Annotated in this window: 13 protein-coding genes; 5 read left to right on the plus strand and 8 right to left on the minus strand. The window is 71.4% G+C overall.

What is annotated here, in order from left to right:
- Positions 1–18: 18 nt before the first annotated feature.
- From ACFXKZ_RS05020 to ACFXKZ_RS05055, 8 genes are all read right to left on the minus strand, one after another.
- On the minus strand, positions 19–726 hold the full coding sequence (locus ACFXKZ_RS05020; protein WP_379996475.1) for an ABC transporter ATP-binding protein: 708 nt from the start codon (positions 724–726) through the stop codon (positions 19–21).
- Positions 727–730: 4 nt separating this feature from the next.
- The gene (locus ACFXKZ_RS05025) at positions 731–2,746 is read right to left on the minus strand and encodes an ATP-binding cassette domain-containing protein (protein WP_379996477.1); all 2,016 of its coding nucleotides are present in this window, start codon (positions 2,744–2,746) and stop codon (positions 731–733) included.
- Positions 2,743–3,618, minus strand: a complete 876-nt coding sequence (locus tag ACFXKZ_RS05030; protein ID WP_379996480.1) for a branched-chain amino acid ABC transporter permease — start codon at positions 3,616–3,618, stop codon at positions 2,743–2,745. Before ACFXKZ_RS05030 ends, ACFXKZ_RS05025 begins: the two co-directional genes overlap by 4 nt.
- Before the next feature lie 30 nt (positions 3,619–3,648).
- Positions 3,649–4,863: an ABC transporter substrate-binding protein gene (locus tag ACFXKZ_RS05035; RefSeq protein ID WP_379996482.1), complete on the minus strand. Its 1,215-nt coding sequence runs from the start codon at positions 4,861–4,863 to the stop codon at positions 3,649–3,651.
- Positions 4,864–4,943: 80 nt separating this feature from the next.
- Entirely contained in the window at positions 4,944–5,369 is a 426-nt protein-coding gene (locus ACFXKZ_RS05040) for a roadblock/LC7 domain-containing protein (RefSeq protein WP_078974825.1), read from the minus strand.
- Complete coding sequence (locus ACFXKZ_RS05045) at positions 5,366–7,975, minus strand: nitrate- and nitrite sensing domain-containing protein (protein ID WP_379996484.1); 2,610 nt, start codon at positions 7,973–7,975, stop codon at positions 5,366–5,368. Before ACFXKZ_RS05045 ends, ACFXKZ_RS05040 begins: the two co-directional genes overlap by 4 nt.
- 820 nt (positions 7,976–8,795) lie before the next feature.
- On the minus strand, positions 8,796–10,028 hold the full coding sequence (locus ACFXKZ_RS05050; protein ID WP_379996486.1) for an MFS transporter: 1,233 nt from the start codon (positions 10,026–10,028) through the stop codon (positions 8,796–8,798).
- Positions 10,025–10,735: a DsbA family oxidoreductase gene (locus tag ACFXKZ_RS05055; RefSeq protein WP_379996488.1), complete on the minus strand. Its 711-nt coding sequence runs from the start codon at positions 10,733–10,735 to the stop codon at positions 10,025–10,027. The genes ACFXKZ_RS05050 and ACFXKZ_RS05055 overlap by 4 nt, the downstream gene beginning before the upstream one ends.
- 288 nt (positions 10,736–11,023) lie before the next feature.
- Here ACFXKZ_RS05055 and ACFXKZ_RS05060 point away from each other — a divergent pair, with 288 nt between their 5' ends.
- From ACFXKZ_RS05060 to ACFXKZ_RS05080, 5 genes are all read left to right on the plus strand, one after another.
- On the plus strand, positions 11,024–11,563 hold the full coding sequence (locus ACFXKZ_RS05060) for a TIGR03086 family metal-binding protein (protein WP_379996490.1): 540 nt from the start codon (positions 11,024–11,026) through the stop codon (positions 11,561–11,563).
- A 139-nt stretch (positions 11,564–11,702) separates the two neighbouring features.
- Positions 11,703–12,638: an MBL fold metallo-hydrolase gene (locus ACFXKZ_RS05065; RefSeq protein WP_379996493.1), complete on the plus strand. Its 936-nt coding sequence runs from the start codon at positions 11,703–11,705 to the stop codon at positions 12,636–12,638.
- A gap of 289 nt (positions 12,639–12,927) precedes the next feature.
- Entirely contained in the window at positions 12,928–13,713 is a 786-nt protein-coding gene (locus ACFXKZ_RS05070) for a CoA transferase subunit A (protein ID WP_379996496.1), read from the plus strand.
- Positions 13,713–14,342, plus strand: coding sequence for a CoA transferase subunit B (locus tag ACFXKZ_RS05075; RefSeq protein WP_379996499.1), 630 nt, complete (start codon positions 13,713–13,715; stop codon positions 14,340–14,342). Before ACFXKZ_RS05070 ends, ACFXKZ_RS05075 begins: the two co-directional genes overlap by 1 nt.
- 111 nt (positions 14,343–14,453) lie before the next feature.
- Entirely contained in the window at positions 14,454–15,428 is a 975-nt protein-coding gene (locus ACFXKZ_RS05080) for a fumarylacetoacetate hydrolase family protein (RefSeq protein WP_379996502.1), read from the plus strand.
- The last annotated feature ends 14 nt before the right edge of the window (positions 15,429–15,442 follow it).

Below are 15,442 nucleotides of genomic sequence, written 5' to 3' on the forward strand. Positions count from 1 at the left end.
CGACCGGCGCGATGTGGTTCAGCCCACGTGGGCCACACCCGGGGCCAGTGCGGCGAGGATCGGTTCCGGGTCGGCCGCCGCCTCGGCGGCGGTCATCCGGGCGGTGACCCGGCCCGTGGACAGCACGGTCAGCCGGTCCGCGATGCCCTGTACGAAGCCCAGTTGCGGCGCCGCGATCAGGATCGTCAGGCCCTCGTCGGCGAGCGTGGTGATCAGTTGCCGGATCTGCTCGGCGATCACGGGGGACAGGCCCTCCGTCGGCTCGTCGAGCAGGATCAGCCGCGGACCACCGAGCAGTGCCCGGGCGATCGCCAGCATCTGCTGCTCCCCGCCCGAGAGTTGCGAGCCGCGGTTGCCGGCCCGCTCGCCCAGTCGCGGCAGCAGTTCCAACACCCGCGCGGGCGTCCACGCGGCGTGCTTGCGGTGGGCGAGGCGCAGATGCTCGGCCACGGTCAGGCTCGCGAACACCCGCCGGCCCTGCGGCACCAGGCCGATGCCCGCGTGCGAGACCCGGTGTGCCGGGCGCCCGGTGAGGTCGACACCGGCCAGTTCGACCCTTCCGCCGGAGGGCTTGAGCAGGCCCGCGACGGTATGGATCAGGGTGGACTTGCCCGCCCCGTTGGCGCCCAGGAGCGCGTGCACGGTGCCCTCGGGCACGCTCAGGTCGACCCCGTGCAGCACCGAGCCGCCCTGGTAACCCGCCGTCAGTTCGCCGATCTCCAGCACGATGTCAGCCCACTTCCTGGTGCTCGGGCTCGGACGCGCCCAGATAGGTGTCGCGCACCGCCCGGTCCTCGGCGATCTCGTCCGGCGTGCCGGTTGCGAGCAGTTGCCCCGAGGCCAACACCGTGACGGTGTCGGTGACTTCGCGCACCAGCGCGAAGTTGTGCTCGACCAGGACCATGGTCACCTCGGCGGGCAGTGCCTTGAGCACGTCGGCCAGCAACTCGATGTCGGTGTCGGTCAGACCCGCAGCCGGCTCGTCCAGGAGCAGCAGCTTCGGACGCCCCGCGAGCGCCATCGCGATGTCCAGCAACCGGCGCGAGCCGTGCGAGAGTTCGCCGGCGATCTCGTCGGCGCGCGCGGTCAGGCCGACCGTCTCCAGATGGATCGCCGCCTCGCCCGCGAGAGCGCGGTAGCGGGCCGGGCGCCACCCGATGCCGCCGCGCCGGGCGTGCCGCCAGGCGGCCAGCGTCACGTTGTCCAGGACCGACAACGAGGGCACCACCGCGGGCTGTTGGAATGCGCGCGCGATGCCCAGACGGGAGCGCCGGGCCGGGGCCAAGTCGGTGATGTCGCGACCGTCGAAGACGATGCTGCCCGAGGTGACCGGGTTCGCGCCCGCGATCATCGCCAGCACGGTCGACTTGCCCGCGCCGTTGGGACCGAGCAGCGCGTGCCGGGCGCCGCGACGCACGGTCAGGTCGAGACCGTCCACCGCGGCCAGCGCGCCGTAGCGCCGGGTCAGACCGGTGATGGTGAGCAACGCGTCGGGGTCGGGGACGACTTCGGCGCTCGGGTCCGCCGCCTTCTTGGCGAGGTCCGGCTTGCCCGCGGCCGGCTTGTCCGCGGCCGGTTCGTCCGCGGCCGGCTTGTCCGCGGCCGGTTCGTCCGCGGCCGGTTCGTCCGCGGCCGGTTCGCCCGCGGCCGACTCGCCCGCGGCCGACTCGTCCGCCTCCGACTTGCTCGCCGCCGGCTCGTCCGCTTCCGTGGACTTCCCGTCCGGCCGGATTACCTTGGCCAGACTTCGCCAGGCCGCGCGTGGCCCGCCCGCGACCACTCCGGCCAGCCCGCCCGGCAGCGTGTACACCGCGATCAGGAACAGCAGGCCGAGCAGCAGCGGCCCGTGCCCCGGCCACGGACCGGACAGCCAGTCCCGGGTGAACACGATCAGCGCCGCGCCGATCATCGCGCCCACCAGCGACGCGCCGCCGCCGATGACCACCGCGAGCAGCACCAGCGAGGACGTGTCGAAGCCGATGTGCGAGGGGGAGATGTAGCGCTGGATCGAGATCAACAGGGCGCCCGCGACACCCGCGATGGCGCCGACCCCGATGTAGGTGACGGTGAGATAGCCCGTCACCGGGTGGCCCGTCGCGCGCATCCGGGTCTCGTTTTCGCGCGCGCCGTCGAGCAGCAGCCCGGCCGGCGAGCGCAGCACGAGCGCGGTGAGGGCGATCACCACGAGGGTGGTGAGCAGTACGTACCAGTAGGTGTCCACGTCGTCGGCGAGGTCGCCCATGCCCCAGAACGGCTCGATCGGCGGGATGCCGGACTTGCCGTCGGTACCGCCGGTGACCGACTTCCACTTCTCCGCGGCGGTGCGCACCAGTTCGCCGACGGCCAGCGTGATCATCAGGACCGTGACGCCGCGGGTGCGGACCACGATCGGTGCGGTGAGCGCGTTGAACAGGGCGCCCGCCGCGGCTGCCAGCAGGGTGTGGACGACGCCGATCCGCATGCCGTGGTCGGCCAGGATCGCCGCCGTGTAGCCGCCGACCGCGTACGGCGCGACCTGGCCGAGGGAGGGCAGCCCGGCGCCACCGCCGAGCACCGCGACGCTGACCGCGAGCAGGCCCAGGGACAGCGCCTGGGACAGCAGGATGATGGTGAACAGGTCGACCATGTACGGCGCCGCGACCAGCCACACGATCGCCGCCACGGCCAGGATCCGACCGGCCAGGATCCCGCGCGGCGAGTGCAGCGCGGTACGCGCGCGCAGGACGGCCGTTGCAAGGGTGGTCATACTCGGCTCCCCGTCGGGCCGAAGCGCGCGGTTCGCGCGATCAGCATCACGGCCATCGTGGCGTACATCAGATACGGCGCGAAGTCGGGCATCAGCGTGACCCCGAGGGTCTGCACCTCGCCGACCAGGATCGCGGCGAGCAGCGCGCCGCCGACCGAGCCGAGGCCGCCGATCACCACGACCAGCAGGGACTGCAACAGCACGGTGTTGGCCACCGACGTGGACGGGCCGATGATCGGCGCGCCCAGACCGCCCGCGAGACCGGCCAGCGCGCCGGCCGCGATCAGCACGCCCGAGCGCACCCGGGCGGGCGAGATGCCGCCGGCCGCGAGCATCTCGGGGTCGTCCACGGAGGCGCGCACGGCCGCGCCGATCCGAGTGCGGGCCAGCACGTACCAGCCGCCGGCGCCGAGCGCGACGGCGACCACGATGAACGCCAGCCGATAGCCCGGGTAGTTGTGGCCCAGGATCGATACCGGCTTCTCCAGCGCGCTCGGCACCGAGACCTGCGGGTCTTCCTTGCCGAACACGGTCATCAGCAGGTCGCCGCCGACCAGGGCGACGCCGAAGGTCAACATGGCCTGCGCCATGTGCCCTCTGCCGGCGATCGGCGCGGTCATCACCGCGAGCACCCCGCCGCCGGCCGCGCCGGCGGCGATCCCCGCCAGCACCGCGAGCACCAGGCCCAGCCACGAGCCGTCGGCGACCTCGGTGGCGGTGTAGGCGGCGAACGCGTAGAGCGTGCCGTGCGCGAGGTTGAGGACCCCGCCCGAACCGAAGGCCAGAGTCAGGCCCGCGGCCACGACGAACAGCAGCAACCCGTAGGCCACTCCGTCCAGGGCCGGGATGAAATTGTCGTCGAACCAGCCCACGGCACGCTCCCTTTCGCTTTCGATCCGCCGTCAGCCCAGGGTGCCGAGTTCGCGGACCATCACGTTGCTCAGCGCGGTGCCGTCCTGCTTGACCTCACGCAGGTACCACTTCTGCACCGGGGCGTGCGACTTGGTGTTGAACTCCCAGGGACCGCGCGGGCTGTCCACCTTGCCGGTGTTGGCGATCTGGGCGTTGACCGCCTCCGGGGTGACCTTGTCGCCGGCGGCGGCGATCGCCTTGTCCAGCACGGCGGCCGCGTCGTACATCGTGGCCGACATCATCGTCGGCAGCGTGTTGTACTTCGCCTGGTAGGCCGCGACGAACGAGCGGTTGGCCGGGATGTCCAGCGTGGGCGTGTAGTTGAGCGAGGTGAACACGCCCTTGGCCGCGTCGCCCTCGGCGCCGAGCACCGCGCCCTCGGTGAGGAAGCCCGCCGCGTACAGCGGGATGTCCTTGATGTCGGACTGCTTGTACTGCTTGACGAAGTTCACCGCGGCGGTGCCCGCGTAGAACGTGTAGACCGCCTTGGCGCCCGAGTTCTTGATCTCGTTGAAGTACGGCTGGAAGTTGGTGGTCGCCGGGAACGGCGTCCACTTGGTCTTGCCGTCCGGGTTGGCCAGCTTGCCGCCGAGCTTGTCGAACGTCTCGGTGAAGCCGCGCAGCTGGTCGAACCCACCCTGGTACTCCGGGCCGATCGCGTAGACCGGACCCTGCACGGCCTCCTTGATGTACGGCGCCGCCGCCACACCCGGCTCCTCGGAGAGGTAGCTGGTGTGCCAGACGTAGTCCTGCCGCTTGATCTCGCCGGGGCGGCCGACGGCGCCGATCATGGGCACCTTGTTGTCGTTCACCAGGTCCACGTTGGCCGCCACCGTGGCGGCGTTGGACAGACCCACCACCGCGGTGACCTTGTCCTGCTTGATCAGCTTGGTCACCGAGGGCACCGAGGTCTGCGGACCGTCGCCCTCGTCGGTGATCACCAGCTCGACCTTGTGCCCGCCCAGCTTGCCGTCGTGCTGGTCCAGATAGGTCTGGAAGCCGTTCTGCAGGTCCGGCCCGAGCGCCGCGTACACACCGGTGAGCGGGATCGTCAGGCCGATCTTGAGCGTGCCCGAGGACGAGCCGCCCTTCTTGTCGTCGGCCGCGCTGCCGCTGCACGCGGCGGTGAACGCCAGCGCGCCGGCGAGGAGTCCCGCGGCACTGACGCGGAACGAGCGACGGGATATGGGACTTGCCGGGGTCATGACGTGCTCCAGGGTTCGGACGGGTACAGCGGTCGATCGGTGGGATGGGTCGCGTCGGGAGGGACGCGGGGGTGCGTCGGTCAGCTCAGCGCGCCGCGCTGCACGTGCAGGAAGCGCTCCCGTGCCGCGGGGGTCAGGGCCGGGCCGACCTGGTTGATCAGCTCGGCCATCTCGAACGAGACCTGGCCGATGTCGCACTCGCGCGAGGCCAGCACGAGCAGCGACGCACCGTCGCTGACCTGCATCGAGAACATGAACGCACCGTTCATCTCGGTCAGGTTGCTGGCCACCGGGTCGGTGCCGAACAGCCGCGCGGCACCGGCCAGAAGGCTGACCAGGCCGGACGCGACCGCGCCGAGCTGGTCGGCGCGGTCCTGCGGCAGCGTGCTGGTGTTGGCCACCACGAGGCCGTCCGCGGAGACCGCGACGGCGTGCAGCACATCGGGCACCCGGGTGGCGAAATCGTTGAGCAGCCAGCTGAGATCGGCTGCGGTGGGGTGGGTCACGATCTCTCCTTGGGATCCGGTTCGCCGCCGTCGGGACGGGGCGAGGGGGCGCGTCGGGCCCGGCTGTGCCCGATGCCCTGGGCGAAGGCCGACATCGCCGCGGACACCTGGCGGGCGTCTCGGCGGTCCGGCGTCGTGGGGTTCGCCCGGGCGGGTGCCCCGGCCGAGCCGACCAGCGGCGCGGCGGGCGCGGGGGGCGTGCCGGGGTGCACGGTCGGGGTGTCCCGGCGTACGCGCAGCGGCAGGCCCTTGTTGGTGGTGCGGCCGGACTCGGAGGGTTCCGGAGTCAAACGCGGGGGCAGGGATTCGGCCCCGCGTCCGGCGGAGCGGTCCGGCGTCGCCGGGGTCCCCGGGAGTGCCGGGTTCGCCGGGCCGGCCGGTGTGCCCGGGTTCGCCGGTGCCGCCGGGGTCGCCGGCGTGCGGATCGGCGGAGCGAGCGTCGGCGGGGTGGGTGCCGCCGGGGCGGGCGGCCGGGAGCCGGTGAAGCGCAGGCCCGAGGGCGCGGGTACCTGCGGTCCCGGAGCGCTCGCGTCGCTGACCGGTTGCGGCTTGACCGGCGTGAACACGTTCTGCACGGGCTCGAACGGACCGGGGTCGGGGTGACCGCCGGCACGTACGCCGCTGTCGATCGCGCGCGTGGGAGTCGGCTTCGGCAGCGCCGGCGCCTCGTTCTTCGGCGCGCCCGCGCGGTGCCGGCCGGGGCGATCGCGGAAGACCACGATCGTCTCGGGCAGATCCACCTCGGCGACCGTGCCGCCCTGGGGCCCGGGCCCCAGGGTGATGGTGATGCCGTAGCGCGCAGCGAGGTGCCCGGCCACGGTCAGACCCATCGTGCGCACCGCGTGCACGTCCAACTGGGCCGGCGAGGACAGGCGTTCGTTGAACGCGGCCAGTCGCTCGGGGGTGATGCCCACGCCACTGTCGGTCACGGTCAGCACCGCGCCGTCGCCGCGCCGGTTCGCCTGGAGCACCACCCAGGTCTCCGGGCGGCTGAACTTGGTCGCGTTGTCCATGAGTTCGGCGAGCAGGTGCGCGACGTCGTCGCGGGCCCGACCGGCGATCAGGATGCGCGGGTCCACCGCGCCGGGGTCGACCCGGGTGAACCGTTCGATCCGGCCGACCGCCGCGCGCGCCACGTCCAGGAGCAGGGCGTCCTCGCGCACGCGCGCGGTGCCCTCGCCGCCGAGCACGAGCAGACTGGTGTTGTTGCGGCCCATCCGCTGGACCAGGTGGTCCAGCGAGTACAGCCGCTTGAGCCGGTCCGGGTCCTGCTCGTGCGCCTCGGCCTCGTCCAGGACCTTGACCAGGCCGTCGGTCAGACGCTGGTTGCGGCGGGCGAGGGCGACCAGCACGGTCGCGATACCGGCGCGCAGGACCGCCTGTTCGGCGGCGATCTTGACCGCGGAGGTGAACATGGTGTTGAACGCCGAGCTGACCTCGGCGATCTCGTCCTTGCCGCGCACCTCGATCGGGGTGCCGGCGCGTTCGGCCATCTCCTCGGCGGTCGCGCCGTCGAGGGAACGACCCTGCTGGAGCTTGGCGACCGCTTCCGGCAGACCGGTGTAGGCCACATCGTGCGCGGTGTCGCGCAGACGCACCAGCTCACGGGTCATCGGCCGGCCGAGGCGCAGCACGAGCAGCACGGCGGCGATCAGCGCGAGCAGCACCGCGCCACCCTGGCCGATCGCCCACCAGCGGCGGGAGTCGCGCTCGTCGGTGACCGAGGACAGCACGGAGGCGTCGACCTTGCGCTCCACATCGCTCATCTTGGCGATGCGGTCGTTGGTCGCCTTGGTCCACTCGACCTGCGAGATGAAGACGGAGCTGTCCACGCGGATCCGCGAGACGGCGTCCTCGAGGAGGTGCACGGCCTGGATCTCCGGCCCGGTCTGGGCCTGTTCCAGCCAGGGGATCCAGTCGGCGTCGGCGAGCGACTCGAACGACGACTCGCTCTCGTCGTAGCCGGTGCGGGTGGCCAGGATGTCCTGCTGTTGGGCCGGCGACAGCGTCTTGGCGGCCAACGCACGCAACACCGCGCTCTGTTGCTGGCCGAGCCATTCGGTGGCGTGGGACAGAGCCGCCGCCGCGCGCAGTCGGTCCGAGTTGTCGGGACCGGCGCCGCCTGCCTGGGCCACGCTGTCACGGTAGTCGAGCGTGGCGGCGATCAGGATGCGGTAGCGGAAGACGACGGCGGTCAGCGAGGTGCCCTTGGGCTCCTGGACCTGTTTGCGCAGCGCGACCAGGTCGGTCAGGCCCGCGTCCAGCTTGCGCAACCGTTCCTTCGTGTTGCCCGGGATCGAGCCGAGGTCCTTGCGCAGCTTGTGGTAGCGCGCGGCGCTCTCGTCCGTCGCGGCGGTGCGCTGGTGGTACGCCGCCAGCGCGCCGGGGTCGGGCCACAACACTGCGGTGGCCGCGGCGCGTTCGCTCTGCAGCCGGTGCGCGAGTTCGCCCGCCTCGGCGGACACCTTGGTCAGCGAGCGCAGGCGATTCGCGTCCAGGGCTTCGCCGGTCGTGGTGGACACGGCGAGGCCCGCCGAACCCACCATCACGGTGAGCGGCACGGCGACGAGCAGGACGAGTTTGCGAGTGATGTTCAGTTTGTCCACCACCCGATCGGCGCCCGGAGGGAGGAGGGGGCGGGGGAGAGAGCCAGGGATGCGGAGTCAATTATTCCGCTTGTCAAGTACGTCATTTTCCCGATGATTCGCACTTTCCGGTCTTGCCTTTTCGGTGACGCGGATCGCGTCCTATTCCGTGCACGACGGGCAGAGCCTAGCGGCATTCGCACGTGTGCTCGCAGTTGCCGGTGGGTAATGCGCACGCCGGCCCGCATACGGTGCCGAATGTTGACACGCGTAAGTTAACTATGCGAAGGAATATGGATTGTACCGCATGGCAATACAGGTCCTGATATCGAGCGATTTGGGGTCGGGCGTCGGTTGTCGCAGGTCTATATCCTGATTTCTACACCCGAGAAGTGGTGCCCGTTTGCCAACCATTGGTTGGGATATACCGGATCGTTGCGCTCCGTTTATCCGGAGGTCGGCGTGGCGCGGCGGGGGTCGTCGGAAGCCGCCCGGGTGAATTCGATGGCGAGGCGGGGTCGGGAGAGTCACATGTCGGGGGACGTGGGACGGCCGTCGGGCGGCCCGAGGGCACGAGTGGGCCGCGACTCCTCGGCGTCGGTACCGCCCAGCCCGGACCGATTCCGCCGCCTCGTACACCGCCCGCGCGTCGGTTGTCCGCCGGCTATTAGTCGACCTGTACCTACATCGATCAAGTGCCCCGACAGCCGGTCGTGTTGCGCGGGGAGGCTGCTGGAGGCATGCCGCTCCGGCCCCGGGTCGGCGCCCGGTCGACGGCGATTCGGCACCGAACCTGTCCCGTTCGGGCATGACTCGCCCCGGTTCGGTGCCGAACTCCCGGTCAGCGGCGGACCGCTCCCGCGGTGAGGGCGATGACGGCCACGAGTACCGCGGGGATGGCCAGAGCCGTGGTCAGGCTGGTGTGGTGGGCGATGAAGCCGATCACCGGAGGGCCGGCCAGCAGGCCGATGTACGCGATGCCGGTCACCCGGGAGATGGCCCATGCCGCCGGAACCCCGGGGGTGTTGCCGGCCGCGCTGAACGTCACCGGGGCGACCGGGGCCACGCCGATGCCGAACAGGGTGAAGCCGAGTACCGATACCGCCGGCCAGGGGGTGACCAGCGCGATCGTCATGCCCAGCGCGGCGATCAGCGCGCCCACGCGCAACACGCGCACCGGGCCGAAGCGTTCCACCACGTGGTCGCCCGCGAAGCGGCCGGCCGCCATGGCCACCGACATCCCCGCGAAGCCGAGGCCGGCGACGCCCGCCGAACTGTCCAGCGTTTCGCGCAGGTGCACCCCGCTCCAGTCGGCGACCGCGCCCTCGCCGACGAAGGAGCACAGGCCGATCAGCGCGAGCAGGACCACCGCACGGTAGCCCGCGAGCAGTCGGCCCAGGCCGCCCTCGGTCGGGGCGGGTGCGCGGTCCGCGTCGGTGGTGGTCTCCGGCGCGCGTACCGGCTCGCGGACATGGGGGTCGTCCGCGGGACCCAGAAGTGCCCGCGACCCCACCCACACCGCGACCGCCAGTACGCCGGCCATGATCGACAGGTGCACCCTGGGGGTGATGCCGAGCGCCGCCGCGCCGGAGCCGATCAGGGCCCCGAACAGGCCGCCCAGACTGTAGCCGCCGTGCAGGCTGTTCATGATCGGGCGGCGCAACCGCTGTTCAATCGCCACGCCCTGGGCGTTGGCCGCGACATCGGTGAAGCCCATCAGGCCACCCAGGACCAGCAACCCGACCGCGAGCGAGGGCAGGTCCCACGCGAACGCCGGCAGCAGCAGGGACAGGCAGCCGCCGATCACCGACACCCGGGCGACGCGTCTGCTGCCCCAGCGCCCGGCGGCGGTGCCCGCGAGTTGCACCGCCACCAGCGCGCCGACCGGCGAGCCGAGCAGGGCCAGGCCCAACTGGGCGTCGTCCAGGTCCAGATCCTCCTTGAACTGGGGGATCCGGGCCAGGAAGTCGGCCACCGCGGCGCTGAACGCGAAGAAGACGAACAGTGCCGCGAACCGCGCGCGACGCAGCCGCGCGACGGACGGTGTCTCGGCCCGTTCCCCCAGCGTGCTCACACCGCGCAGGAGCCGTCGGCGCAGGCGTCGCCGGCGGCCGGCTCCGGGGCGGACGACGAGCCGTCGCGCTCGCGCATCCCCTCCTGCACCTGCTTGAGCACCCGGAGGAAGGTGGCGGACTCCTCCGCGCCCTGCACCGCCCACGTGCCCTCGAAGACGAACGTCGGCACCGCCGTGACGCCCATCTCCCGCGCCTCGTCGATCTCCCGCCGCACCTCGGCGACGCCCTCGTCGGAGGCCAGGTAGGCGAGCACCCGATCACGATCCAGGCCGGCCTCGACCGCGAACTCGGCCAGGCGGGTGTGGTCGGCGACGTTCTCGCCCTCGGTGAAGTACGCGGCGAGCAACCGGTCCTTGAGCGTGGCCTGGGCCGCCGGGCCGTACTCGGTCAGCGCGAGCCGCAACACCCGGTGTGCGGTCAGCGTGTTCACGGCCAGCGCGTTGGCGAAGTCGAAGGTGATGCCCTCGCCCGCGCCGATCTCGGCGAGCCGGGCGTTCATCGCGTCCAGGTTGCCCGCGCCGAACTTCTTCGCCAGCCGCTCGCGCAGTGGGGCCGGTTCCGTGGGCGTGCTCGGGTCCAGTTCGTACGGGCGGTACGTGACCTCGACGTCCTCGCCGCCGGGGAACACGGCCAACGCGCGCTCGAAGCGCCGCTTGCCGACGTAGCACCACGGGCACGCGATATCGCTGTAGATCTCGACCTTCACTTGCTCTCCAGCCTTCCGGATCGGGGGCCCGGGGTGGGCGCGCGGTGTCGGCCGCGACGGCGCGTCGGGACGCGGGAAATTCGGGCGGTGTACGGGTCGGGCGCGGGTCGGGTGTACCGGCGGCCCCGGTGCCGGACGCACCCGAGACGAAACATTCGTGCAGGCGTCATCATTCCCCAACCGCGACGTATCGCGGCTTCGGGGCCTGGGCATAGCCTGTCCGCTGCTCGTCTCCCGTCACCCGGACATCACGCCGCGTGGGCGCGGCGTCACCCCCGAGGAGTCATCGTGGACCAGATCACCCAGTATCGGCGCGCCGTCGAGAGCTTCCGCCTGCTGCTGGCCGAGGTCGGCGACGCGGAGTTGACCCTGCCCTGTCCGTGTTCGGAATGGGACGTCCGGGCCCTGCTGGCACATGCAACCGGCGCGCAGCGCGGCCTCGCGTCGGCGCTGACCGGGCCGAACGAGCCGGTCTCCGAGGACCCCCGCGAAGACTTCGAGGCGGCGGTCGAGACGATGGTCGCGACCTTCACCCCGGAGCGGGTCGCCGCCGCCATCAAGACCCCGTTCGGCGAGCGGACCGGCGGCTTCCTGCTCGGCATGGCCACCGGCGACATCTTCGTGCACGCGTGGGACCTGGCCCGGGCGCTGGGCCGGCCGAGCGACCTGGACCCCGAACTCGCCGAGGAACTGCTCGAGCGTATGCGGCAGACGCTTCCGGACGCGGCCCGCGGCGAGGGCCGCGCGTTCGGCCCGGAGCAGCCGGTCGACCCGGACGCGCCGGCCGCGGACCGACTCGCCGCGTTCACCGGACGCGTGGTCAACTGACCGCAAATCGCCGATCGGGCCCGGGACATCCCGGGACAAGCCCTCCCGGACGCGGCAACTGACGGTACGTCAGGCTGCGCGGAGGGCGGTCGGCGGTGTAAGCACGTCAACGCACACCCCCAGTCGATCGGGAGTATCGATGAGCACGTCGCAGCACGATCACGGCCGGATGGATCCGCCTCGCGTCCAGGAGGTGGCCGACGGAGCGTACGCGTACATCCAGCCGGACGGCACCTGGTGGATCAACAACACCGGGTTCCTGGTCGGTCCGGAGGGCGTCGTCGCGATCGACGGCTGCGCCACCGAGGCCCGCACCCGGACCTTCCAGGAGACGATCGCCAAGCACACCGATGCACCGGTGCGCACGCTGATCAACACGCACCACCACGGGGACCACACGAACGGGAACTACCTGTTCGAGACGGCCACGATCGTCGCGCACGAGAAGACCCGGACCGAGATACTGAACCTCGGGATCATGGAGGTCGAGTCGATCTGGCCGGGCGTGGGCTGGGGCGGCGTGCGGGCGGTGCCGCCGTTCCTCACCTTCACCGAGGGCGTCACCGTGTACGCGGGCGAACTGCGGGCCCAGGTCCGGCACTTCGGTGCCGCGCACACCTCGAACGACTCGGTGGTGTGGCTGGAGGAGCAGAGCGTCCTGTACACGGGCGACCTGATCTTCAACGGCGGTACTCCGTTCCTGCTGATGGGTTCGCCCGCCGGCTACCTCGAAGTGCTGGAGAAGGTAAAGGAGTTGGGCGCGACGACGTTGGTCCCCGGGCACGGCGAGGTGTGCGGTCCGGACCAGATCGACTACGCCATCGGGTACACCGAGTTCGTGCTGGAGACCGCGCGCAAGGGCCTCGACGCGGGTCTGGACCCGTTGAGCGTGGCGCGGGAGACGGACCTGGGCGAGTACGCGGCGCTGTCCGACTCGGAGCGGATCGTGGGCAACCTGCACCGGGCCTACGCGGAGTTGGGCGGGGTGGAGCGGGCGGGGGCGATCGACATCTACGCGGCGCTCGGGGACATGGTGACGTTCAACGGGGGCAAGCCGCTCTCGTGCTACGCGTAGTTGTGGTTGGCCGGCCTGGCGGCCTGGCCGGCCTCGAACGCCGGCCGGGCTGATCTGTCCGGCCTTCGGCCGAGTGGCCTCAAACGCCGGCCGGGCTGAGATTTTGGCCCGGTCGGCGTTGTCGTGTGCGGCTTCGGGTTCCCGGCGTGTTGTTGCCCCCCTCGGGCTTTCGGTATTGCGTGTGGCTTCGGAGTGCACCTCCATGGGCTTCCGGTGAGTGGAAGGGGGCTGTGGGGGGTTGGGCGGGGTGGGGTTAGCGTCCGGGGGCGGGGCGGTGAATGGAGATGGTGTGGACAAGGTGGTCGGGGCGGCTGCTGAGGCGGTTTCGGATGTGTGGGACGGGGCCTCGATTGCCGTTGGGGGGTTCGGGCTCTGTGGGATTCCTTCGGTGTTGATCGGTGCCCTGCATGCGCAGGGGGCCACCAGGCTGAGGGTGGTTTCGAACAACTGCGGCGTCGATCGGTGGGGGCTCGGCATCCTGCTGCATGCCGGGAGGATCGCTCGGGCCACCGGTAGCTACGTGGGGGAGAACAAGGAGTTCGCCCGGCAGTACCTCGCCGGGGAACTGGAACTGGAGCTGACCCCTCAGGGCACACTGGCCGAGCGGTTGCGGGCCGGTGGTTGTGGGATCCCGGCGTTCTACACGCCGGCCGGGGTCGGGACGCAGGTCGCCGACGGTGGACTGCCCTGGCGCTACGACGCCGCGGGCAACGTACTGGTGGCCTCGCCGCGCAAGGAGGTCCGCGTCTTCGACGGCGTCGAGTACGTCCTGGAGGAGGCCATCACCACCGACTTCGCCCTGGTCCGGGCGGCCCGCGGCGACCGGCACGGCAACCTGGTGTTCGACAAGTCGGCGCGCAACTTCAACCCCCTCGCGGCGATGGCCGGTCGGATCACCGTCGCCGAGGTCGAGGAACTGGTCGAGCCGGGCGAGCTCGATCCCGACGCGGTACACCTGCCCGGGGTGTTCGTCCAGCGCGTGGTGGCGCTGACCCCCGCCCAGGTCGCCGAGAAGCCGATCGAGAAGAAGACCACGAACGGCGTGCCGGCGGTGCGCGGAACGGTGCGCGACTGATGGCCCTGACCAGGGACGAGATGGCCGCGCGGGCCGCGGCCGAGCTGATCGACGGCTCCTACGTCAACCTCGGGATCGGGCTGCCCACCCTCGTGCCCAACCACATCCCGGCCGGCGTACACGTCGTGCTGCACTCGGAGAACGGCCTGCTCGGCGTGGGGCCGTACCCGACGGAGGACGCGGTCGACCCGGACCTGATCAACGCCGGCAAGGAGACCGTCACGGTCCTGCCCGGCGCCTCCTACTTCGACTCGGCGCTCTCCTTCGGGATGATCCGAGGCGGCCACATCGACACCGCCATCCTGGGCGCGATGCAGGTCAGCGTGGTCGGCGACCTGGCGAACTGGACCGTCCCCGGCAGCATGATCAAGGGCATGGGCGGCGCGATGGACCTCGTGCACGGCGCCCGCCGGGTGATCGTGCTGATGGAGCACGTGACCAGGAAGGGCGAACACAAGATCGTCGACGAGTGCTCCCTGCCGCTCACCGGGAAACGGTGCGTGCGGCGGATCATCACCGACCTCGCGGTGCTCGACGTGACCGATCGCGGCCTGCTCCTGGTCGAGACCGCCCCCGGGGTGACCGCGGACGAGGTGCGCGCGAAGACCGGTGCGCGGCTGCTGACCTGACGCCGTCCGCCGAGGTCGGGGCGTGGATCGACCGGCGCCGATGTGATCATTTAGCGATACCGACGCATCGTCGCCGGTCCTCGGCACGTACCGGAACAAGGAGCACCAATCGTGAAGTTCGCGACCTTCGACCTGAATGGCTCGATCCACTCCGGAGTGGTGTCGGGCGAGGAGGCGGTACATCCGCTGCCGGCCGGAGAGACCCTGCTCGGCCTGATCGAGCGTGGCGCCGAGGCCCTGCGCGTGGCGGGCGAGCAGGCCCTGGCCGGCCCCTCGGTCGCGCTCGCCGACGTACGCCTGCTGCCGCCGCTCCAGCCGCCCACGGTCCGCGACTTCGTGGCGTTCGAGGAGCACGTCGAAGGGGCCATGATCACCGTGCAGGGACCGGACGCGGTCGTGGTCCCGGAGTGGTACGAGCTGCCCACCTTCTACTTCACCAACCCGTACGCGATCATCGGCCCGAACGACCCGGTCCCGATGCCGCCGGGGTCGGCCGTGCTCGACTTCGAGTTGGAGGTCGGCATCGTGATCGGCCGGGCGGGTCGGGACCTGACGGTGGATCAGGCGGCCGAACACATCATCGGCTACACCATCTTCAACGACTGGTCGGCCCGCGACCTCCAGTCCCGCGAGATGCGGGTCGGCCTCGGCCCGTGCAAGGGCAAGGACACCGCGACCACGCTCGGCCCGTGGTTGGTGACGGCGGACGAGTTCGAGGAGTATCGCGACGCGGACGGCTTCCTGGACCTCGCCATGCGCGCCTCGGTCAACGGCGTCGAGGTCGGTCGGGACTCGCTGGTCAACATGGGCTGGCCGCCCGCCGAACTGGTCGCCTACGCCTCGCGCGGCACCTGGATCCGGCCCGGCGACGTGCTCGGCACCGGCACCTGTGGCAACGGTGGTTGCCTGGGCGAACTGTGGGGCCGGGGAAGCGAGTTGCCGTCGCTGCGCGCCGGCGACACGGTCTCGCTGACGGTCGAGGGCATCGGTACGGTGGCCAACACGGTCGTCGAGGGCGCGGCCCCGCAGCCCATCCCGGCGGCGCGCAAGCGCCCGCGCACCCGCAGGGACTCCTTCGACGCGTGAGCCGGCGACGCCCG

It is taken from the genome of Embleya sp. NPDC059237 (genome assembly GCF_042754105.1).
Taxonomy (GTDB): domain Bacteria; phylum Actinomycetota; class Actinomycetes; order Streptomycetales; family Streptomycetaceae; genus Embleya.